Origin of the sequence: Rhizobium sp. SG741 (assembly GCF_012275435.1) — a bacterium.
In the GTDB taxonomy this organism is placed as follows: domain Bacteria; phylum Pseudomonadota; class Alphaproteobacteria; order Rhizobiales; family Rhizobiaceae; genus Rhizobium; species Rhizobium lusitanum.
The window spans coordinates 63,323-84,159 of the sequence record NZ_JAAZQP010000002.1; the positions used below are offsets into that span (position 1 = coordinate 63,323).

At 59.0% G+C, this 20,837-nt stretch carries 17 protein-coding genes and 1 pseudogene; 9 read left to right on the forward strand and 9 right to left on the reverse strand.

The features are described from left to right. Nucleotides 1-6: 6 nt before the first annotated feature. Complete coding sequence (locus FHT29_RS05695) at nucleotides 7-783, reverse strand: hypothetical protein (RefSeq protein ID WP_246702997.1); 777 nt, start codon at nucleotides 781-783, stop codon at nucleotides 7-9. Between the two features lie 683 nt (nucleotides 784-1,466). On the opposite strand from FHT29_RS05695, the gene FHT29_RS05700 reads away from it, so the two are divergent. The 4 genes from FHT29_RS05700 to repC all read left to right on the forward strand — a co-directional run bounded on the left by FHT29_RS05700 (nucleotide 1,467) and on the right by repC (nucleotide 6,212). Next, complete coding sequence (locus tag FHT29_RS05700) at nucleotides 1,467-1,952, forward strand: ProQ/FINO family protein (RefSeq protein WP_168599322.1); 486 nt, start codon at nucleotides 1,467-1,469, stop codon at nucleotides 1,950-1,952. Nucleotides 1,953-2,555: 603 nt separating this feature from the next. Beyond that, the gene (repA, locus tag FHT29_RS05705; RefSeq protein WP_037193099.1) at nucleotides 2,556-3,749 is read left to right on the forward strand and encodes a plasmid partitioning protein RepA; all 1,194 of its coding nucleotides are present in this window, start codon (nucleotides 2,556-2,558) and stop codon (nucleotides 3,747-3,749) included. Nucleotides 3,750-3,753: 4 nt separating this feature from the next. Beyond that, nucleotides 3,754-4,755: a plasmid partitioning protein RepB gene (repB, locus tag FHT29_RS05710; protein ID WP_168596298.1), complete on the forward strand. Its 1,002-nt coding sequence runs from the start codon at nucleotides 3,754-3,756 to the stop codon at nucleotides 4,753-4,755. 155 nt (nucleotides 4,756-4,910) lie between these two features. Next, nucleotides 4,911-6,212, forward strand: coding sequence for a plasmid replication protein RepC (gene repC, locus FHT29_RS05715; RefSeq protein ID WP_168599323.1), 1,302 nt, complete (start codon nucleotides 4,911-4,913; stop codon nucleotides 6,210-6,212). A gap of 509 nt (nucleotides 6,213-6,721) precedes the next feature. Here the strand turns inward: repC and FHT29_RS05720 are convergent. Beyond that, nucleotides 6,722-7,717 carry a hypothetical protein gene (locus tag FHT29_RS05720; RefSeq protein ID WP_037193092.1) on the reverse strand — a complete coding sequence of 332 codons (996 nt, stop codon included), beginning with the start codon at nucleotides 7,715-7,717 and terminating at the stop codon, nucleotides 6,722-6,724. Between the two features lie 421 nt (nucleotides 7,718-8,138). Between FHT29_RS05720 and FHT29_RS05725 the strand changes: the two are divergent. Then, nucleotides 8,139-8,296 (forward strand): annotated as a pseudogene (locus tag FHT29_RS05725) (GntR family transcriptional regulator); the annotation flags it as partial. Between the two features lie 59 nt (nucleotides 8,297-8,355). Here the strand turns inward: FHT29_RS05725 and FHT29_RS05730 are convergent. The 7 genes from FHT29_RS05730 to FHT29_RS05760 form a co-directional block, all read right to left on the reverse strand. Beyond that, the gene (locus FHT29_RS05730; RefSeq protein WP_168599324.1) at nucleotides 8,356-9,633 is read right to left on the reverse strand and encodes a glycoside hydrolase family 5 protein; all 1,278 of its coding nucleotides are present in this window, start codon (nucleotides 9,631-9,633) and stop codon (nucleotides 8,356-8,358) included. A 205-nt stretch (nucleotides 9,634-9,838) separates the two neighbouring features. Next, a complete protein-coding gene (locus FHT29_RS05735) occupies nucleotides 9,839-11,650 on the reverse strand; it encodes an ABC transporter ATP-binding protein (protein ID WP_168599325.1) in 1,812 nt (603 codons plus the stop codon). 2 nt (nucleotides 11,651-11,652) lie between these two features. Continuing rightward, nucleotides 11,653-12,513, reverse strand: coding sequence for an ABC transporter permease (locus FHT29_RS05740; RefSeq protein ID WP_168599326.1), 861 nt, complete (start codon nucleotides 12,511-12,513; stop codon nucleotides 11,653-11,655). Then, nucleotides 12,510-13,451, reverse strand: a complete 942-nt coding sequence (locus tag FHT29_RS05745; RefSeq protein WP_037193374.1) for an ABC transporter permease — start codon at nucleotides 13,449-13,451, stop codon at nucleotides 12,510-12,512. Before FHT29_RS05745 ends, FHT29_RS05740 begins: the two co-directional genes overlap by 4 nt. Before the next feature lie 21 nt (nucleotides 13,452-13,472). Continuing rightward, entirely contained in the window at nucleotides 13,473-14,993 is a 1,521-nt protein-coding gene (locus FHT29_RS05750) for an ABC transporter substrate-binding protein (protein ID WP_168599327.1), read from the reverse strand. Nucleotides 14,994-15,073: 80 nt separating this feature from the next. Then, nucleotides 15,074-16,555 (reverse strand): M81 family metallopeptidase, encoded by a 1,482-nt coding sequence (locus FHT29_RS05755; RefSeq protein WP_168599328.1) that lies wholly within the window; start codon nucleotides 16,553-16,555, stop codon nucleotides 15,074-15,076. A gap of 723 nt (nucleotides 16,556-17,278) precedes the next feature. Next, nucleotides 17,279-17,638, reverse strand: coding sequence for a hypothetical protein (locus tag FHT29_RS05760; protein WP_168596290.1), 360 nt, complete (start codon nucleotides 17,636-17,638; stop codon nucleotides 17,279-17,281). 175 nt (nucleotides 17,639-17,813) lie between these two features. Here FHT29_RS05760 and FHT29_RS05765 point away from each other — a divergent pair, with 175 nt between their 5' ends. The 4 genes from FHT29_RS05765 to FHT29_RS05780 are packed head-to-tail and all read left to right on the forward strand — an operon-like array spanning nucleotide 17,814 to nucleotide 20,483. After that, nucleotides 17,814-18,140 (forward strand): PadR family transcriptional regulator, encoded by a 327-nt coding sequence (locus tag FHT29_RS05765; RefSeq protein ID WP_034479266.1) that lies wholly within the window; start codon nucleotides 17,814-17,816, stop codon nucleotides 18,138-18,140. Next, nucleotides 18,137-18,709: a DUF1700 domain-containing protein gene (locus FHT29_RS05770; protein WP_168596289.1), complete on the forward strand. Its 573-nt coding sequence runs from the start codon at nucleotides 18,137-18,139 to the stop codon at nucleotides 18,707-18,709. The genes FHT29_RS05765 and FHT29_RS05770 overlap by 4 nt, the downstream gene beginning before the upstream one ends. 32 nt (nucleotides 18,710-18,741) lie before the next feature. Next, entirely contained in the window at nucleotides 18,742-19,449 is a 708-nt protein-coding gene (locus tag FHT29_RS05775; RefSeq protein WP_168596288.1) for a DUF2807 domain-containing protein, read from the forward strand. A 41-nt stretch (nucleotides 19,450-19,490) separates the two neighbouring features. Further along, nucleotides 19,491-20,483, forward strand: coding sequence for a dienelactone hydrolase (locus FHT29_RS05780; RefSeq protein WP_168596287.1), 993 nt, complete (start codon nucleotides 19,491-19,493; stop codon nucleotides 20,481-20,483). Nucleotides 20,484-20,837 lie beyond the last annotated feature (354 nt).

Below are 20,837 nucleotides of genomic sequence, written 5' to 3' on the forward strand. Positions count from 1 at the left end.
AAGGGGTCAATTCGCCTGGAGTTTCTTCATGGCTTCGAGATCTTCGTGCGTTACGAATTCACACGCAAGCAGTGTTTTGCCGGGAAAGGCCGCCGACTCGCGGGCTACGATCGACACGAGCCCCATTTCCCTGGTGGGCTGATCGGCCTTCGCCAATGCACGCGCATACGACTTTGAAGCCGCCCCCAAAAGACTGCCAAGATCATCCGATTTCAAATGATAGGTCTTGGCGAGTTCATCCGCCCGCAAGCCTTCGATCAGCACGCCGATGCTCGAACCGGCGAAAATGAGTTCATTTGTCTTGAAGCCCTGCTTGCCGAAGTCCGCGGACAATTTATAAACGGCAGCCGTCAGGAGAGATGTATCGGCCTTTGCGAGTTTTTCGGCCTCATTGTACATTTCCGTTGCCGAGGTTGTCGTGTACGGCGGCTTGCAGAGCGCGGCATCAAAGAAGGCCGACTTATCGAACGCCAGGGCAGACGAAGCAAGCGAGAGCGAGAAAACGACGCTCAGCGACAAGAACGCTTTCATATTCAAGATGCTTCTCTCCAGAAGATAGATAAGCCATTCGGCCTTTGGCTTTGCGGGTTGCGGCGCCATCTGTATCGCAACAGCAGCTACCAGCCAAGGCGGGTTTCGCAAGGGCGAGCTAGCCACGCCGATGTCTTCACATTTTTCGACGGAACATGTCGTCACTTGCGATGCAAACCGGCTCACCGACATCCGCGAGCATGCGGCTGGGCAAACCTTGGCCCGGCAGCCGGCGGCGACGGAGTTCGCCAATTTGCGCGTCGAGCATTTCACCGACAAAGACCTCGCGCGGGATAAGCCACAGGATGGCACCTCCCCTGCCCCGCTTCCCATTCGAGAATCAACGTCGGCGGCACCGACTATCCCTGCCTGGATCGTCGCGAAAGCCTTTAGCACAGGAAGAGCACATCGGCGGGCATACCCTGCCGAAACACCATCCCTATCCAAATCGCCGTATCGGTTCGATCCCGGTGCGACAATGTGTGCTCTCCATCTCGCAACACATGAACCGACCAGGATATTTAAAGCGTGAGAAGCGCACGTGGCCATGGCTCGGCAAGCGCTATTAATATCGGCAGTTGGGGCGAGGCCCGTCAGTCGGGAAGGTGGGTTCGAAAGTGCCCCGTCGACATGCTTGGCGTCGGCGGGCGGTGAGGCGCTCGGCAGGCGGGGATTCCGCGGTAAAGCTCCGGCAGCTCGCGCGACTTTGGAAAGAAAGACGCGCCGCGTACACAATACCCTTCGCGGCTAGGTGCAAGCTATCCGCCAAACTATAAAAATCCTGTTAACGCAAAAGCTTGCAGCGCGCTTTGCGCTTCCATATATGGTCATTGGCTTTGCATGGTGGCCATGTTCGAGAGCAAGCTTGTTCGCCGCCCCGTCAAAATCACTTCACAATCGATCCGTAATGGATTTCGATACAAAGGAGCGATTTCATGGAAGAACCCTGGACGATCACTCGAGACCCGATTGTTGCAACGGAACTCGACGTTAGAAAAGCAAAGGCGATTAACGCCCTCTTGGTCCGTCCGATCGATATCTTGCCTTCCAAACCCGGCGAGATCATTCGTCCTTTTGCGCTTGGTCTCTGGAACGAGATTCGCCCGCTTTTGAAGCCCGACACCCCGGTCATGGCGCTCCGCCGCGCCACGAGTGCATTTCTCCACTCGAAGCAATATTACTTTGCAAGCGCCCAACCCGACTCGATGCGCCACGATATCGACGGCAACCCGATCGAGCCGCTGTCGCCGGAAGACAGGCTTGCCGCGAGGCAGCGGCTCACCGCATTGAAACAGATGCCCGTCAAAACGGCCGAACCTCAGGAGCAACCCGCTCCGCCGCCGCCAGCGTTGAGCAAATCGGAACTGATCCGCGCCGCACTTCTTCGCAGTGGCAAGCGCTCCGATCGCCTGGTGCGCTAGCACGCATCGCCATCCGCGCTGACACCGTCAGCTCCACCCTGAATTCCTTCTCGCGTACCTCCCAGTGGATAGCCGCAGGGAGGTTTTGCGTTTCTTTGGTATGCAGGTGCTAGCGATTGAGACCTCATTCGCCTACCAATCGATTGATCCCACCTTTGGAAGAATCAAAGGAACGAAGCGCTGCTCAGCCAATAAATCTCTTCGCTGCGGTCGTTTTTCCAAACGCGGATCAGGTAGTCCGCGGACAACCGGCTGCGCTCTGCCGGGACGCCACAGCTGAAAATATCTGAACACTCGCCGACCCGACAAATCCTCGCGCCCTGCCAAGCGCCCATCGACCGGAAGTAGTCCGCGGACTACTTCCGGTCGATGGGGCTCTGCCCAATGGGCCAGCCCGGCTTGATGAAACACAGAGCAAACCGGATGCTGCCAGGCATAGAATCCGTCTCAAGGAACGGGCTTGAGTATGCCGAACGAGTAAAAAACCGCCAAAAGTCGCTATTTGTTTAAGCAATTGTAAAACTGCAACGAATCGGGGCATATTGTAACTGCGTAGTTAAGCAGCTTTCTGTAACAATTGCGCAGTTAATTGGGAAAACCGCCATGCAGCCGAGTCTCGTACTCCAAGACGACCAAGAGCATCTTCCGACGCTTCTGGCAACAGACGCGCTGGAGCTGTCTTACCAGCTCCAGCAACACCAGGCAAAACTCTTTCCGCCTCAGTCGCAAAAGACGATGCGGACATTTTCGCCGGCTGAAGCTGCCGCCTTTATCGGCATTGGAGAAGGCTATCTTCGCCAGATCGCTGCCGATGGCCATGGACCGGATCCGCTTGCAAATGGACGCCGGCTTTATACCGCCGAGGATATGGATCGAATCCGTAAAGTTCTCGATGAACGGAACGGCACCCCGAAATATGTGCCCTGGCGCCGGGGAGCCGAAAAACTCCAGATCATCTCGGTGATGAATTTCAAGGGCGGTTCCGGCAAGACGACGACAGCCGCCCATCTCGCGCAATATCTGGCGCTGAGAGGCTATCGAGTGCTGGCCATCGATCTCGATCCGCAGGCTTCGCTCTCAGCGTTGTTCGGACATCAGCCTGAGCTCGATGTCGGCGAAGGCGAGACGCTTTATGGCGCCATTCGCTACGAGGAGCCCCGGCCGATTGCCGACATCGTTCGGTCGACCTATACGCCGAACCTGCACCTGATCCCCGGCAATCTCGAACTCATGGAGTTCGAGCACGAAACACCGCGAGCGATGGCGGCTGGCAGAGCCGAGACGATGTTCTTCGCGCGCATCGGCGAGGCTCTAACCGAAATCGAAAGCTTCTACGATGTCGTGGTCATTGATTGCCCGCCGCAGCTCGGTTTTCTGACAATGTCGGCGCTCTGCGCCGCGACGTCGATATTGATTACCGTTCATCCGCAGATGCTCGATGTGATGTCCATGTCTCAGTTCCTGACCATGACAAGCGAACTCATGACCGTCGTCGAAAGGGCAGGCGGGCGTACCAGCTACGACTGGATGCGCTATCTCGTCACCCGCTTTGAGCCCAATGACGGGCCGCAAAGCCAGATGACCGGCTTCATGAAGGCGATCTTCGGCAATCGCATGCTCCACAACGCCATGGTCAAATCGACGGCTGTCGCCGATGCCGGCGTCACAAAACAAACCCTTTACGAAGTCGAACGAGCCCAGTTCACAAGGGGCACCTACGACCGCGCTCTGGATTCCCTCAATCTCGTGAACGGCGAGATCGAGACGCACATCCGTTCAACATGGGGAAGGAAATAGATAGATGGCGCGCAAGAATCTGATTGAGATTTCAGCTCCGAATACGGGGCGCGCCGATGCCGTTGCAGCGAAAGACAATCGCCCCATCGCCGGCTTCCTGCCGCAGCAGAGAAGCGGCGGTCCGGTGGGCGGCATCACCAGGACGCTCGGAAACATCACGGAAAAGATGGAGCGGGCCAGCGACCTCGAACGGCAGCTGGCGGAGGGTCAAACGATCATTGATATCGATCCTGACCTTATCGACGGATCGTTCGTCACCGATCGCCTTGAGATAGATCCTGTTGAACTTGGCCAACTCGTGGAGCAGATCCGCGAACACGGCCAACAGGTTCCCATCCTCGTGCGCCCGCATCTGGAAGCCAAGGGACGTTATCAGGTCGCATACGGGCATCGCCGGCTGGCGGCAACGAAGGCGCTCGGCATCAAGGTGCGCGCCGTCGTGCGGCAGCTCACCGACGATCAGCTTGTCGTGAGCCAGGGCCAGGAAAACAGTGCGCGCACGAACCTGTCCTATGTTGAGCGCGCTTTGTTTGCGCTGCGGCTCGAGCAGCGCGGTTTTGGCAGGGATATCATCATGGCCGCGCTGGGCGTGGACAAGGCCGCGCTTTCCAAGATGCTGATCGTTACCAGGCAGGTGCCTTTGGCACTTATCAGCGCGATCGGACCAGCTCCCGAGATTGGCCGGCGACGGTGGCTGGAGCTCGGAGAACGTCTCGAAAGCGTTGCATCTGAACCGATCGTCGCCGAGTTGTCCGCGGACAACTGCCGAAAGCTATCGAGCGATGAACGCTTCCAGCAGGCAATGGCGCTGGTTATCAGCAAGCCTGTGTCTGCCAAGCCACCTGCGGCGCCATCAGAGATAACCGGCGTGCCTGTGACGCTTAAGAGAACACCGGCGCGGGCAACCTTCGTCTTCGACAGCAAGGCAGCACCCGGTTTCGATCAATTCGTACAGGAGAGGCTACAGGCTCTCTTCAATGAGTTTCAGCAAGGAAAGGAAACGTAACCGCAAAAGAAAAAGGCCCCCAAACGACGCCGTCGTGGAAGCCCTTCTCTGATCTTAAGCAAATCAAGAATCGCATTTCCCCGAATCACAGTCAAGAGTCTTTGGCATCGTTTTGATGAGCGGATTTCTTTTGCCTCAACGTAGGTGAAGGAAAAATGGAAGCTGAATACGTAACGACGCCTTTCGGGCGGCGGTCGATGACGCTTGGCATGTTGTTAGCTCAGAAAAGAGCCGGCAATGTCGAGCCCACCAAGTCCGCCGACAAATGGAAAATCTATCGCGCGCTCTGTGAAGCCAAGCCCCTGCTCGGCATAACGGATAGAGCGCTTGCCGTTCTCAATGCGCTCTTGAGCTTCTACCCGAAGAATGAACTTTCGGATGAAGCCGGTCTGGTCGTGTTCCCTTCGAACGCGCAATTGTCTCTGCGCGCCCATGGCATGGCCGAGCAAACGATCCGACGTCACCTCGCTGCGCTCATAGATGCCGGCCTCCTCGTGCGCAGGGACAGCCCCAATGGCAAGCGCTATGCCCGCAGAAGCAGGGCAGGGGACGTCAATGAGGCCTACGGCTTCTCACTGGCGCCTCTTCTCCATCGTGCCGAGGAGATCGAACATCTCGCTGCCGCAGTCGTCGCCGAGCGGCTCCACACCCAGGGTCTACGCGAACGCATCAGCCTTTACAGACGCGACATCACAAAGCTGATCCAGACGGCGCTCATCGAGCAGGTCGACGGCGACTGGGAAGCCGCACATTCCGGCTTTCGCGACCTCATCGAGAGCCTTCCGCGCTCGCCCAGCGCAACAGAATTGGAAACTCTGCTCCAAAAGCTGGGCCTTCTGCATGGTGAAATCGTCAACCGATTGGAAAAACACGTAAAAGCAATAGAACTAGGCGGCAATCCCTATCAAAATGAGCGCCACATACAGAATTCAGACTCCGAATCCTCAACTGAATCTGAAGCACCACAAGCCGCTCGCACAAACGAACCCGATACACAGCCGCAACCAGCCTCCACCAGGGCTACCGCCCCCACTGCCGTTCGCCAAACAAGACCCCTGACGCCCCCACGCCATGGTTCTGAAAGCGTAGGCGTAGCTTGTACAGAGCTGAAATCATTTCCGCTCGACCTCGTTTTACGAGCCTGCCCCGAAATTGCCGCCTACAGTCCGGCCGGACAGATCAACGGCTGGCGCGATTTGCTGGCCGCCTCTGTGATCGTGAAATCGATGCTTGATATCAGCCCTACCGCCCATCAGGAGGCATGTGCCGTCATGGGGCTTGAAAACACCGCCACCGTGATCGCCTGCATCCTCCAACGAGCTTCCCATATAAAGTCGGCTGGCGCCTATCTACGAGATTTGACGCGGCGAACGCAAAGAGGAGAGTTCGCGATCGGTCCTATGTTAATGAGCCTTCTACGCGCAAATGCAGCTTCAGCCACAAAAAAGGTGGCTTAGCCATGCCCCGTCTTCAATGCCGCAAGTCTCTCCCGCGGCGGATCTGGGGATCCGTTTTCACACAAAGAGGGCACGCGAAATGTCTACCTGATCCGCGAAGTGGGTCAGCTCGACAGACAAGCCTGTATGGACTATGCGGACGTGGCGGTAAGAAAGGAAGTTATAGCTTCTACTTGGAGGATTTGTTTCAATAAAATCAATTGACTACCAAGTGGGCCAAATACAGTAGCAGAGACCAATTACGGGCGAGAAAGGCTACATGCACTGACCAATTCCTGCACTTTTATGCCGTTTTTGCCGGCAAATGTCCACACATTTTCAAATGCGAGCACATTGCCAGCTATGACTCGCCCCCAAAGCCAACCAGGATGTCAGGATGCAGAGAAAATCCGTGCCTCAAGAACCGCACGGTCGGTTCCGGGCAGTTCAGGAGCAGGAGAGGGAGGTCTGCTTGCGCATCGAAGCAGATGCATCCGATTGCCAGGTTCGCCACGGGACAAACGTCAGCGCTATTGGCAGATCGGTATTGGTCGGGACGGCGGTGCCGGGTGATCCTGTTTATACTGAGCGATGATCGGCTCCAGGGTTTCCTTTGGCCAAAATTTCGGAGCGCCGATTGCCTTCAGGCAGGAATCGTTCCAGTACAATCCAGCTTTCGATGGTGAACGACCGGCAGCCACGGCTTTGGCAACGGCGTTTATATCGGCTGACTCAGGATAGATGTACAGCGTCGTCGGATTGTCCTTCACCATGGAGATGATCTGGCTCGCGTCCGACGCTGCCCAGCTCGTGCAGCCATCGCTGCGGCCGCCGGCATACTCGACCAGCTTTCCAAGGGGGACGTATCCATCACGGTTGGCATAGGGGCTTTGCGGATCTTTCTTCATGCATATGCCGGCCACCTTTGCGGCTGCATGTCCTCCGATCGCGCGTTGCCGCGCATTGGCGGTCTCGCCCTCGCCATCGAACTGGAGGAAGGTGCGGAGATATGCAGCATCCTTCGTCTGGGAGATTGGATAGTAGCCCTTGAAGGTCGTTTTCGTCTCCTCGGTCATGTAGGAGCCGCCGGCAGTCAGGTTCGAATCCATCGCATTGCCGAAGTTCCTGGCGCACATCCGCCCGTTGCCGAAATCCACGACGCCCTTCAAATCACGGCCGCTGCCGTGTCCGGACGAAACCACACGGAACGTCTGGGTGGCTTCACAGACGATATAGAAGCGGCCTCCCGATTTGCCGTCGCCGGGATCGTTCGGGCGCGTGGCATCCATAGCAAAGTAGCAGGGATTCCTGACCTTGCCTTCGCTCACCTTTCGCATGTAAAGCGCGCGCGCCCTCTGCAGGATCGGTTGCGCGATTTGGCCGTCACCTTCGCCCACATAGGCGCTCAACCATTCCGGAATGTCCGACTGTCGCTGCGCTGCGATTGATGGCGTCGATGCCGAGAAGGCGAGCAAGCAGAAGCCGAGTGATTTGGCAACGCTTCGAAGGGCAGTTCTCAACCGCACTGGATCAGATCTCCTGTTAAAACCTTTTGAACTTGCTTGTCTCGCCGCCGGCCAGAGGCAGCAGCGACGATCGAACCATTGCAGCCATCTCGCAGAGCACAGGGCACCATCGCCAGCTGCTTTCCCGCAAGTCCGGCTGCTATGACTTAAGATTCGGCATTCATAATTGTGCATCGCTTTGTTGAAGAGAGACCTAACAAGAATCGAAAATATCAGCGGTCATCACAGGCCCGTCATCAAATCTGCTCCGTGCATTTCCGTGCCACAATTCGTTGCCCAAAAAGGCGCAAATAAGACCAGCTGAAACCGGCGGGCCACTTACGGCTGAAGGGCATCTTGCCTTAGCGAGCGTTGCAGCGACGCAGCCTGCTATCATCGCCAAAGAGACGGCGCCGGCATCGGGACAGCCGATGCTCTTTTCCGCTTCATCGGCCATGAAGGTCCGGAAAATGGGCGGTGGCCGTCGCCGACCACGAGGAAATGACAGCCGCGTTGGAAGCACGCGACGAGGCGCGGCTTTCCGAGGTTCTCGGCCGTCATCTCGCCAACGCCTGGGAGCGGATGCGCAGCGCGATCTGATTGCTGTCGTATGAACGGTCTGCAAAATGCTGGCGCATCTTCACAGAGACGCATTCCTATCACTGCGCTTGCAGCGGCGTCGTCTTGTCGCGATGCGAGGTTCCCAACAGGGCGTCGACCACGTCTCGATGATGCACATTTCTGTCGAAACGGCTGTCGGCTGCCAGTTGCATGAGAGCGGCAAAAGCCGCCTTGGCCGGAGGCTTCTCGCCTTCTCCACGAAGATAGGCGGACAAGCGGCGGTAGCCCGCCCCAGCCTCGATTTCAAGCGGGTTGCCCGCTCCTATCTTTTTCAACGGCCACCAGGCCCAGCCGATGCCATTTTTTTCCTGCAGCGCGACGGCGCGTGCATACCAGCCATTGTTATTTTCGCCGGATTCGCCGTTCCACAACGGCATGTCGTATTGTTCACGCAGCCTCAGGAAAGGTTCGATCGACTCTTGCGTCGTCGGGGTCCAGTATTTGTGAAAGCTCAGTGTCGTATTGCGATCGGCAACAGGCAACAGGCCGGCGTAGTTGTTGCCCCAGCAATTGCCTTCGATGATCAGCATATGATTGGTATCGATCGCCCGGATTGCATGGATAGTGCGTTCGTAGAGGTCGCGCAGCGGCTCGTTGCCGGTTTCGCGGCAGCCGCCTTTATCGGTCTTGTCCTGAAATCCCCAATTTGGCTCGTTGAGCAGGTCGTAGCCGGCAATAGTCGGTTCATCCTTATAGCGCCGGGCGATCTCACTCCAGAGCGCGATCATTTTCCTCTGGTCTTCGGGACTGTCCCAGAGAGGGGGCTTGCGCGGGTTGCGATCGGAAATCGCGATGTCATGGCCCTGCCCGCCGGGAGCCGCATGCAGATCGAGGATCAACACCATGTCGTTGGCCTTCAGCCAGGCGATCAGCGCGTCGACGCGCCGGAAGCCTTCTTCGTTCCAGACGATCCCGCCCTTTGCAGCCTTGCCGGGGGTATCTTTGATAAACAGATTCCAATGCATCGGCAGGCGCACGCTGTTGAAGCCCCACTTGGCCATCGCGTCGATGTCTGCTCTCGTCACGGCGTTGTCGCGCCAGGACTGATAGAATGTCTCGGTCTTCCGCTCACCGATGATCTGCGCAATGCGGCCACGGATGACACGTTGGGCCTTCAGATTGGACAGCCCCATCATATAGCCCTCCTGGACCATCCAGCCACCTAGGTTCAGGCCACGCAGGATCAACGGATTGCCCTGAGCGTCCACGATCTGTTGATGGTCGGCATGAACAAATCCCGGCGCGCGCGCAGGTGATGCAGACGGGGCCAAGCAAACGACAAGCAGGATGGTCAGCAAACGTGGAAGATGTCTCATGAACTTCCAGTCCCTCAAAAGTTTGACGCTATGTGGGCGCGATATGGCGTGAATGATCAACATAACGCGGGCGCGGCTTTTGAGCAGGCACCGAAGCAACGGATGCACATGAAGCATTGCGCTGTCATCGATAGTCGAGCCGGTCGCGTCAATATTCCGTGTGAATATCCCGCGGATATGACATTAGCCGGCTGCGCTGCGGATCTCACTCTGTCCAGCTTGCGGCCGTATCCTGCACGAAATGTCCGGGCGATATTTCCTGGTAGCTCCGCTTCGGCGGCACATAGTCGTGAGGCCTGATCGCGCTCCTGATCTCCTCGCGTTGCGACGGTGGCTGCAAGCCGCGCCGCGTGGGGTCCGGGATCGGCACGGCCGAAATCAGGCGGCGGGTATAGGGATGCTGCGGATTGTCGAAAATAGCGGCGCGAGGGCCGATCTCGACGATTTCGCCGAGATACATCACGGCGACGCGATGGCTCATCCGTTCGACGACGGCCATGTCATGCGAGATGAACAGATAGGCAAGGCCGTGCTTCTCCTGCAGGTCGAGCAGCAGGTTGGAGACTTGCGCCTTGACCGAAACGTCGAGTGCCGACACCGCTTCGTCGGCAATGATGAATCGCGGGTTGAGTGCGAGTGCCCTGGCGATGGAGATGCGCTGCCGCTGGCCGCCGGAAAATTCATGCGGGTATCGGCTGGCGACGGCTGCCGACAAGCCGACCTGATCGAGCAGCTCGGCGACGCGCTCCTTCGCTTCCCGCCGGTCCATCAACCGGTGCGACAGCATGGGTTCGATGATCGCTGCGCCGACCGTCATGCGTGGGTTGAGCGAGGCGAAAGGATCCTGGAAGATGATCTGCGCCATGCGGCGCATCGCCCGCAGCTCTTTCGTTCCCGCCTTGGTCACGTCCTTGCCGTCAATGGCGACAGAACCAGCCGTCGCTTCGATCAGGCGCATGATCGTGCGCCCGGTCGTGGACTTGCCGCAGCCGGATTCGCCAACGAGCGAGAGTGTTTCGCCCGGCCGAAGATCAAACGAGACGTCCTCGACAGCATGAACGCGGCCATTCGGCAGATCGAAACGGACGGCGAGATTGTCCACCTTGAGGATCGGCGCAATGCTCTGCGCCACCGGCTTCATCTCCCGGCCTTCCGTGACCTCGCCGGTCTTGGCGTCGACTTCCGGAAAGCGCCGCGGAGACTCGGTCTCGCCCATGGTGCCGAGGCGCGGGATCGAGGCCAGCAGCGACTTCGTGTAGATTTCCTTCGGTGCCGCGAAAATATCCGTCGTGACGCCGGTCTCGATCATGTCGCCGCGGAACATGACGACCGTGCGATCGGCCACTTCCGCCACCACGCCCATGTCGTGCGTGATGAAGAGGACGGCCATGTTCTCCTCACGCTGCAGCTCGCGGATGAGATGGAGGATTTCGGCCTGGATGGTGACGTCGAGTGCTGTCGTCGGTTCGTCGGCGATCAGGAGCTTGGGTCGGCAGGCGAGCGCGATGGCGATCATCACGCGCTGGCGCATGCCGCCGGAAAATTTATGCGGATATTCGTTAAGCCGCGACTTTGCCGCCGGAATGCGCACGCGCTCCATCAGCCGCAAGGCTTCGGCCTCGGCCGCCTTCCAGGAAAGCTTCTGGTGCAGCACCAGCGCCTCGGCGATCTGGTTGCCTATGGTGAAGACCGGGTTGAGCGAGGTCATCGGCTCCTGGAAGATCATGCCGAGAGAGCCGCCGCGAACGGAGCGCATCTCCGCTTCCGAAACGGCGAGGAGATCCCTGCCCAAAAGCTGGATCTTGCCTTCGCAGCGCGCCTTGCCCGGAGGCAGCAGGCGCATGGTCGACAGCGCCGTGACGCTTTTGCCGGATCCTGATTCGCCGACGATGGCGACCGTTTCTCCGGCAGAGACCTGCAGATTGATGTTGCGGATGACGGCGCGCCAGCCTTCGGCCGTCTTGAACGAGGTCGTCAGGTTTTCGATCGAGAGAACCGGTTGGATCGTGTCCGCCATGATCAGCTCTCCTTTGCAAGGCGCGGATCGACCAGATCGCGCAGGCCGTCACCCAGCAATTGCAGCGACAGGACCGAGAAGACGATGGCAAGGCCCGGAAAGACCATGAGCCAGGGTGCGTTGTTCATGAATTCCCGGCCGGAAGCGAGCATGGTTCCCCAGGTCGGCATGTCTGAGGAGACGCCGACGCCGAGGAAGGAAAGGCTTGCTTCGGCAAGCATGGCGGAGGCGAAGACGAAGGTCGCCTGCACCAGAATGGGCGATGCCAGATTGAGCAGGATGTGGCGGCCAAGGATCTGCCAGGTCGGCAGGCCCATCGAGATCGCCGCTTCGATATAGGGCAGTTCGCGCAGAACGAGCGTCGAACCGCGAACGATGCGGGCGAGACGCGGCGCATAGGTGATGCCGAGCGCCAGGATGACCGTGACCAGCGATGGTCCCAGCGCCGCGACGAGCGCGATGGCAAGAAGAATGTCGGGAAAGGACATCATGGCATCGAGCAGGCGTGAGATTGGCGCATCGAGCCTGCGAAAATATCCGGCGATAACGCCGAGAAATACGCCGATAACGGTGGAGATGCAGACCACGCCGAGGCTGACGAGCAGCGAGATACGGCCCGCGAAGATCGCGCGGGAGAAGATGTCACGGCCGAATTCGTCGGTGCCGAAGATATGGGCCATGGACGGTCCCTTCAGCTTGTTGACGATGGAAAGCTTGTTTGGGGCGTAAGGCGCGATCCAGGGCGCCAGGATGGCGGCGAGGATGACGACAAGCAGAATGATGGCGCCGAACAGCATGGCGCGATTGCCGAAAAGGCGCCGCAGGCTCGAGGCGAATGGAAGGGTGAAGGAGCCGGCCATCATAGTCGGACCCTCGGATCGACGAGAATATAGAGCATGTCGACGACGAAATTGATGAGGACATAGATAGCCGCCACGACCAGAAGCGCACCCTGGATCACCGGATAGTCGCGCCGCAGAACGGCAGAGACGACGAGATTGCCGACGCCGGGCAGGCCAAATACGGTTTCGGTCACCACGGCGCCGGCAACGAGCATGGCGACGGAGAGGCCGATGACGGTGATGATCGGGATCATCGCATTTTTGAGCGCATGCTTCAGGATGACGCGGCTTTCGCTCGCCCCTTTGGCGCGGGCGGTGCGCACGTAGTCGTCGCCGAGCACGTCGAGCATGGCGGCCCGGGTGAAGCGCGTGATCATCGCCGAATTGACGACGCCCAAGGTGATCGCCGGCAGGATGAGATGGTGCAGCCGTTCGAGGAAGTCGGTATCCGGACCGCCATAGCCGGAGGCCGGAAACCAGCCTTGTCCGACGGCCAGGATCTGGATCAGCATCAGGCCAAGCCAGAAGCTAGGAACGCTTGCAGCGACCATGGTGAGAACAACGACGACCTGATCGAACAGCGTACCCCGCTTGACCGCCGAGATGATGCCAACGGGAAGCGCGATCGCAATGGCGATCAGAATGGAGAACAGCGTCAGGAAAAAGGTTGGCTCGGCGCGAGCCGCAAGCGCCTGCGTGACCGGCTGGTTGAGAAAGATCGATTGCCCGAGGTCGCCCTTCAGCAGGCCCAATACGAACTGGACATATTGGACAAGCAGCGGCGCATCGAGCCCCATCTTGGCCCGCAATTGCGCAATGTCCTGCGGCGTGGCGTCGGCCCCGAGCATGACGGCCGCCGGATCGCCCGGGGTGACCCGGACGATGACGAAGACAACAGTCACGACGAGCGCGAGCACAATCACCATGCCTCCGAGACGTCTCAAAAGCGCCTGGGCGATCTTTGCCATGTGCTTTAAGCCTTACTTCTTCGGGCTGACGTTCCAGAAATGCGGCCAATAGGTCGGCGTATAGCCTGATATCGACGCGGAAATACCGGAAAGCGCGTTGAAGTTGCCGACCTTGTAGAGAGGCGCATCGTCGTAGATCACGGTCTGGATGCCTTCCCATGCCTTCTGTTTCGCGTTGTCGCTCGTCGCGTCCATATAGGCCGAAACGGCCTTGGCCTTCTGGTCGGAGACATACCAGCCCGGATAGCTGTCCGTAATCGTGTTGATCGTCGTCGGATCGCCGGGGAAGTTGGAATGGGTGATGAAGATATCCCATTCCTTCGGGTCGGCGCGGCGGGTCGTCAGCGTTGCCCAATCGACGACCTGCATGTCGACCTTGAAGCCGGCGGCTTCCAGATAGGCCTTGGCGACCTCGCCGATCTTATAGTGGAATTCATACTGACGGCTGGTTAAAAGCCGCAGCGGCGTGCCGTCATAGCCAGCATCCTTCAGCAGCTTTGCTGCCGTGTCGGGATCGCCTTCACCGTAACGGACAACACCGGCGTCGGTGTGCCAGAACGATCCCTTCGGGAAGAAGGCGCCGTCGACGCTGAAGAAGCGCTGGTCGTTGAAGGCGGCAAGCATCATGTCGGAGGAGTTCAGCGCTGCCTGCACCGCCTGGCGCAGCGGCTTCTTCACCAGCAGACCTTGCTTCATGTTCATGTTGAGCGATACCCAGCCGGCATCCTTGAAGATGACGGGCTTGGCGTTGCCGCTCTTTTCGATGCGCTCATAGGCGCTGACGGGCAGGGAGTCGGCGAAATCGAACTGTCCGGAAATCAGGCCTTCGACGCGGGTATTGGCGTCGGGCACGGGCACGAAGCGGATTTCCTTGGCGACGGCCTCGCGCTTGCCGGCGTAGTTGTTCGGCTCGCCTTCGGGCGACTTGTAGCCATCGAAGCGCACGAGCTGCGTATACTGGTCGGGCTTGCGCTCCTTGAGCATATAGGGGCCGGTACCGATGAAATCGGTAAGGGTATCGGCGACCTTTTCGGAAGGGAGAATGATCGACGACTGGGACAGGGTTGCCAGCAGCGGCGCATAGCGCGACTTGAGCTTGATGATCACGGCGTGATCGCCGTCGGCCGTCAGACTGTCGACGATCGTGGCAACCTGCTTGCCCTTGGAATTGACGTTCATCCAGCGCTTCAGCGAGGCAACGACATCCTTGGAGTCGAAGTCGCTGCCATCGTGGAACTTGACGCCTTCGTGCAGCGGAATGCGGTAGGTGAGACCATCGTCGGAAATCTTGGGCATGGCGGCCGCCAGCAGCGGAACGGACTTCCACTGGGCGTCATAGGTATAGAGCGTCTCGAAAATATGCTGGTCGACCGTGAGCACGATGTCGGTCGGCGTCTGCATGGCATCGAGGGTCGGCAATTCGCCGATGGTGGCGACGGTCAAGACCCCGTCCGAGGTCTGGGCGATCGCCAGATTGCTGGTGCCGGCAAGCATGGCCAGCGTGATCAGAACAAATGCGCTTTTCATCATCATCCTCTTTTTGGCCGCCCTTCAGGCGTGTTCCCTATGTTCGTTAGTCGGCATGTCTGCGGCCGGTCTCGTCCGGCTCGATTTCAACTTTCGAGGCCCAACGGATCGGCGACGCGTGGCCAAAGCTCGAGGCTCGCCTTGCGGTAGGGCGTCGTTGCCGGATCCGTCGGGTAGGAGGTCGGCGCGGCGATGTAGACGATCTCTGAAGCGATCGGCTGGAATCCCGCGTGGAAATGATTGGTAGACTTCACAAGCAGGAAAGATTTGCCGGAGAAATCGATGCCCTGATTGGAAAAGATGTCGGGCTCATAAGTCTGCGTCCGGCTGGAAATCAGTATGATGTCGATCGAGGTGCCGACGGGGCGGACGACAGCCGCGCTGCCGAGCGTGACGCGGCTGTTGCGAAAGCTCTGCCAGCCGGCATCGAACAGGCGCAAGACCGTGACATCGAGGTCGAGCGGCTCACCGCCCTGCGGGCCGGATTTGCCGCCGACGCGAAGATCTAGCTGCGCCCCTTCGCCGGCCGCATGGCAGAACGATACGGCGATCGGATCCCAGATCGTCGCGACACCGATATTGTCGAAGCCGCGCTCGATCATCCGGCGCAGAATGTGGGTGGCATCGCCGGCAACACCGCCGCCGGGATTGTCCCAGACATCGGCGACAACAACGGGCGTTTCCGGGTGGGCCGCGCGCAGCTCGACGCTGCGGTCGAGCCCGGTCTCGGTGTCGAACATCGGCATCGCGACGTGCTTGCGCAGACCGTAAAGCTCATGACCGAGCGAATGCGCAAGCGCATCCCCTTTGGCCTTGTCATCGTCGGTGACGACGACAATGCGCGTGCCCATATCGGGCACGTCGCCGGCCATGAAGCCGTGAATGACGGAGATGGATAGGATGCCATCCTTGCCTTCCATCGCCTTCAGGCGATCGACGAAGGAGCGCATCGGCTCCTGGCTGGTCGGATAAATGGTGATCATGCGGCAGTCGAAGGTCGAGATCGCCGGCTTGATCTCGCCGCGTAGCGTCCGCAGGGCCAGTTCGACGACATGCTCGCCGCGTTGCTCGAAATCCGTGTGCGGGAATTCCAGAAAGGTGGCCATGATGTCGAGATTGGCGACGCGCTGCGCGGTCAGATGGCTATGCGGATCGAATTCGGCAGCGACAAGCACATCCGGTCCGACGATGGCACGCACCCGCGACAGGAAATCACCTTCCGGGTCGTCATAGCCTTGCGCGACCATGGCGCCGTGTAGTCCGAGGACAACGGCGTCGACGGGCAGCGCCGCCTTCAGTTCGCCAAGAATCTGATCACGCAGCGTCTCATAGGTCTGTCGCTGGATGAGGCCCGCCGGTTCGGCCCAGCAGGAGGTGCCTTCGATGACGGTGAAGCCTTCCGCGCGGCCACGGCGGCGCAGGATCGGAACGACGGAGGAACACAGGGTTGGGGTTTCGGGATGCTCGCCCGGCCCGGCATAAAAGGCCGCCTTGAAGGCGTGCATGTCCGTCGGGACAGGCGAAAAGGTGTTTGTCTCGGTGGCAAGCGAGGCCGTGAAAATGCGCATTATTGACGATCCGAACTCGTTTGCGTTTTGGGGCGCGAGGGCAGGCAACGGCCCGATCTCGCATGCGGCATATCGCGACGCCCCAAGATTGATTGTGTGGTCATGGCTGACATGCTCCGCGACGTCCGCCTGTGTTTTGTAAGGAGCTTGTAGCTGTGCTGTTCACCCGGTCCGCTATTCAAAGTGTAATTTATTTTCTTAATGATGCGGTTTTTGCCACCGATGTCAACGTGGCGCGTGTAAAATCACGCCTATTCATGTAAATTATTTTCGCAATCCGATGTTTATGAAAACGCTTTTCAGCATGTAAATCTTTCCTCGGGAAGCTTGGCGACGTTCATCAGCGACATGACCTTGAATAGTGGACCTGCCATCATCACCCGGAATTGGTGAGCGTCTTCAATGTGAAGCGGGGATCGGAGTGCTCGCTTCGGTCCAAGTGTGGCGCGGTTGTTGTTGCCTTTATCGGGCACGCTTTTTCAGCCGCCGCCTCATCGTATCCGGCCGGGGAATCCGTTCATAAATGCCCGGGATCAGCTTCTATTTACATCGATGCGATGGCTGAAAATTCGTGTAAACCGATGAACGCAGGCTGCATGGGCGTCGCGGCATCGGCGACGTGCCCATAGCTTCGCTTCAAAGCGAAGCAGGATCCATGGCATGGCCGAGCAATCTCTTGCAAGTTCAACGTCTGACAGAGCCGCGGATCTCAGTGGCGGGTCTTCAGCCGGGCATGGCTCCGGAATAGGCGGCCAGGATAAATCGTTCTGCCTGATATAAATACGTCTCCAGCTTTCGGCGGCGCTCGCTGCCGCTATGACCAACAAAAGTACCGCCTCTGCCATGGGAGATGACGACAAGCGGCAGCTTGTCGCCCGAGATCGGACAATCCTTGGCGACAGACATGACGAAGGGGCCGAGTTTCACCTCGCTTGCCGGTCGAGTGCACGGAGACCAGATCCCTGCCTTCAGCGCCGTGAGCGGCCCATCGGCCGGAACCTCGATGAATTGGAAGCCGGCGGCATGCGCCAGCGGGGTCGTAAAACATAGGAAGACGGCAAGGATGAAGCTCAGGCGGATCATATGATTGCTCCGTCAGCGAGAAGTGCTCGTCGTGAGCCTCGGTATCGCATCCGCGGCAATCGGGGGCTGACATGAGCGACCACCACCGAATTCCGCGCGGCCATATCGCGAAATCACCTACTACCTTGCATAAACAGATAGCTTGTTATATGCATGCGGTAAATCCGAGGCATTCATGACCGACTCGATCCAAGTTCAATTGCGAAAAGGCGCCCTTGATCTATGCGTCCTCGCCGTGCTGTCGCGGGGTGAAAGCTATGGCTATGAAATCGCCAGCACCCTGGTCGCCGCCGTCGGCATGGGGGAAGGCACGATCTATCCGCTGATGCGCCGGATGCAGAATGACGGCCTGGTGGCCACCCGAATCGTCGAGTCGAGCAACGGGCCGCCCCGAAAATATTACCGGCTCACGCCGCTGGGCCAGACGGTTTTCGAAGCTCACCGCCGCGACTGGCGCTCCTTTGCGGATGCAGTCGACAAACTTCTTGAGGATTTGCCATGACCAGGGACGCCTTCTTGCGCACGCTGAGACTGGGGCTTGCCGGTATGCCGCCTCAGGAGATCGAGGACATCATCGCAGACTATGCCGCCCATTTCGCCGAATCCGATGCTTCGGGCCGCAGCGAGCAGGACGTCGCGGCTGCGTTGGGCGATCCGGCTAGGATCGCCAGGGAGCTGCGCGCCGAAGCCGGGCTGCGTCGTTTCGAGGCCCATTGGAGCGTGTCGAATCTGCTGGCGGCCGCGATGGCGCTGGCCGGCCTTGCAATCGTCGACGTCCTTTTCCTGCTGCCGCTGCTGATATTGGCGATCTTCGTTGCGCTCGGGCTGGCGATCGCCTTGGCGGCCATCGGCGCGGTCGGTGTGGAGATCATCTTCACCACATTGCTGTTCCATCTTGGGGGGCCGGTGATTGGAACAATAGCGCGCTTGCTCATCGGGGCCGGACTTGTGAGTTGCCTGCTCGGCGGCGGCGCTTTGCTGATGATGGGACTGGGCGCGAGCATACGAATGCTCGGCCATTATGCCCGGCTGCATTTCCGTCTGGCTCAACCGGACCAAAACGGCTTTTGAACATTTCATCACACTGCGTTGAAGGAACGACAATGACTGGCAAGTTGGCATTCGTCGCGACAGCGGGATCGATCAGTGCAATCGTCCTTCTGGCGCTGGGTATCGGGCTTTCCGGGCGGGATTGGGCCGACGCAAGACATTTGTGGGGTGCGAGGCAATCCAGCTGCGGATCAGCCACAGCTACCAGCCAGCAGGTTACCCTGCCCTTCACCGCCACCGACAATCTGACGATCGATCTGCCGGCTTCGGTCCGCTATCAGCCGGGGGATAAGGCGGAAGCTGTGGTCAGCGGCGATCCAGCACTTATCGACCATGTGCGGATGGAAGGCGGCAAGTTGAGCTTGGATTGCGATCCGGGCTGGCTCGACTCCCGGCTCGATGTCAGTCTCTCGGGGCCGGCGATATCAAACTGGAAACTGCTCGGCAGCGGCGATCTCACCTTGTCGCAGATCAATCAGCCGCAGCTGCGGCTGAGCATTCGGGGAAGCGGCAGCGTAGCCGCCACCGGAGCCGCCGATACCGTGGGGCTGAACATTTCCGGCTCGGGCGCGGCGCGGCTCAAGGACCTGGCTGCCAAATCCGTGCAGATAGACATTCGCGGCAGCGGCGACGCACAACTGTCCGCGCAGGCGGATGCGGACATCTCGATTTCCGGAAGTGGCAATGTCGAGCTGTTCGGTCGCCCGATCCTGCGGCGCTCGGAAATCAGGGGCAGTGGCCGCATCGTCCAGGTGCCGTAGCCTCGGCTGTTCGTGATCATCGGAAGTGTGCGAGGTTCTTCATGAAACGGCTGTTGAAATTTCTGGCGATCATGTTCCCGTTTTTCGTCGCCGGATCCGCAAGCGCCGTTGGCTTTCAATACCTGTCCATTCCGGACGATATAGGCAGACCGATCGAATTGGGTATCTGGTACCCAAGCAACTCCGTCGCGACGCCGACAACTCTAGGGGATGTCGCGCAAACCGTTGCCGTCAACGGTGAAATCACGGGTGATCACCTACCCACGGTCATCTTTTCCCATGGCAGCGCGGGGCACTTTAGCGATCGGTCGGAATCGGCCCTTGTCCTTGCAAAGGCAGGGTTTGTCGCTGTCTCCCTGACATATCCAGGAGACAACTACAAAGACAGTGGCGACAAGGTCGTGCAAATTCTGCTGAATCGTCCCCGCCAAACAAGCCGGGTTCTGGACTACATGATGCAAACATGGCCAGGACGCGAGCATCTGGAGAAATCCGAGATCGGTTTTTATGGTTTTTCAGCTGGCGGCTTCACCGGCTTGGTGGCAATCGGCGGCATTCCCGATTGGAAGCTTTTCACGCTTCATTGCGCCGCCGACCCGATGGAAGCTGTGTGCCAACAGGGCAGCGCGGCGGTCCTGTCGCGACCGCAGGTAGCGGCGCGGATGGCGTCGGAATGGCGGCATGACGCTCGCATCAAGGCGGCGGTACTTGTATCGCCCGGCTGGGCGTTCTCCTTCGATCCGAGCTCGCTCAGCAAGATCAAAATCCCCGTCGAGCTTTGGGGCGGCAGTGAGGATCATGTCGTTCCCTTCGAAAGCAACGTCGGATATCTGCAACGATACCTCCCTCGTGTGATCGCTGTTCATGATGTCAGGGACGCCAGGCACTACTCATTTCTAAAGCCTTGTAGCAAAGCTGCTGGGGCTCTCAATCTGGAGATCTGCTTGGATCAGCCCGGATTTGATCGAGCCTCTTTTCAGGAGAGCTTAAATCAAGAGTTGGTACGGTTTTTCCGCTCCGAATTGGCTGAATGAAACGCCTGGCGTTCCCTCCGCATTTTTATGCCAGGCTTCTCCGGGCCTCCCACCCAGCAATCTGCGTCTACGCATCATTGGCGCCGAGCCGCGATCGCCGGGTTGAAGGCATCCGACGGGACTATCCAATCAGCGCATTGCTATCCGCCAAGCGACAGAAAAGCCGGAATATTCGGTAATGGCGCTCGCTTTGGCGCAATCTCATCCCAGCTTCCGAGGGCCGCAGCTACCGCGAGGCGCCGTGATCACGCGGCTTTCAAGCGAGACCTGGGGATACATATGCGCGTTTTTTACTCGATTGATCGGCGCCAAGGGGTGCACGGCAAGCGAGTGGCAGCGTGACAGAAACCAGCG

Excerpts from the sequence above, each read along its gene's own strand:
- repA (WP_037193099.1), top strand. The coding sequence starts at position 2,556 with ATGCAGCCGAGTCTCGTACTCCAAGACGACCAAGAGCATCTTCCGACG.
- FHT29_RS05755 (WP_168599328.1), bottom strand. The coding sequence starts at position 16,555 with ATGCGCATTTTCACGGCCTCGCTTGCCACCGAGACAAACACCTTTTCG.
- FHT29_RS05735 (WP_168599325.1), bottom strand. The coding sequence starts at position 11,650 with ATGGCGGACACGATCCAACCGGTTCTCTCGATCGAAAACCTGACGACC.
- repB (WP_168596298.1), top strand. The coding sequence starts at position 3,754 with ATGGCGCGCAAGAATCTGATTGAGATTTCAGCTCCGAATACGGGGCGC.
- FHT29_RS05765 (WP_034479266.1), top strand. The coding sequence starts at position 17,814 with ATGACCGACTCGATCCAAGTTCAATTGCGAAAAGGCGCCCTTGATCTA.
- FHT29_RS05760 (WP_168596290.1), bottom strand. The coding sequence starts at position 17,638 with ATGATCCGCCTGAGCTTCATCCTTGCCGTCTTCCTATGTTTTACGACC.
- FHT29_RS05775 (WP_168596288.1), top strand. The coding sequence starts at position 18,742 with ATGACTGGCAAGTTGGCATTCGTCGCGACAGCGGGATCGATCAGTGCA.
- repC (WP_168599323.1), top strand. The coding sequence starts at position 4,911 with ATGGAAGCTGAATACGTAACGACGCCTTTCGGGCGGCGGTCGATGACG.
- FHT29_RS05770 (WP_168596289.1), top strand. The coding sequence starts at position 18,137 with ATGACCAGGGACGCCTTCTTGCGCACGCTGAGACTGGGGCTTGCCGGT.
- FHT29_RS05700 (WP_168599322.1), top strand. The coding sequence starts at position 1,467 with ATGGAAGAACCCTGGACGATCACTCGAGACCCGATTGTTGCAACGGAA.
- FHT29_RS05730 (WP_168599324.1), bottom strand. The coding sequence starts at position 9,633 with ATGAGACATCTTCCACGTTTGCTGACCATCCTGCTTGTCGTTTGCTTG.
- FHT29_RS05750 (WP_168599327.1), bottom strand. The coding sequence starts at position 14,993 with ATGATGATGAAAAGCGCATTTGTTCTGATCACGCTGGCCATGCTTGCC.
- FHT29_RS05740 (WP_168599326.1), bottom strand. The coding sequence starts at position 12,513 with ATGATGGCCGGCTCCTTCACCCTTCCATTCGCCTCGAGCCTGCGGCGC.
- FHT29_RS05780 (WP_168596287.1), top strand. The coding sequence starts at position 19,491 with ATGAAACGGCTGTTGAAATTTCTGGCGATCATGTTCCCGTTTTTCGTC.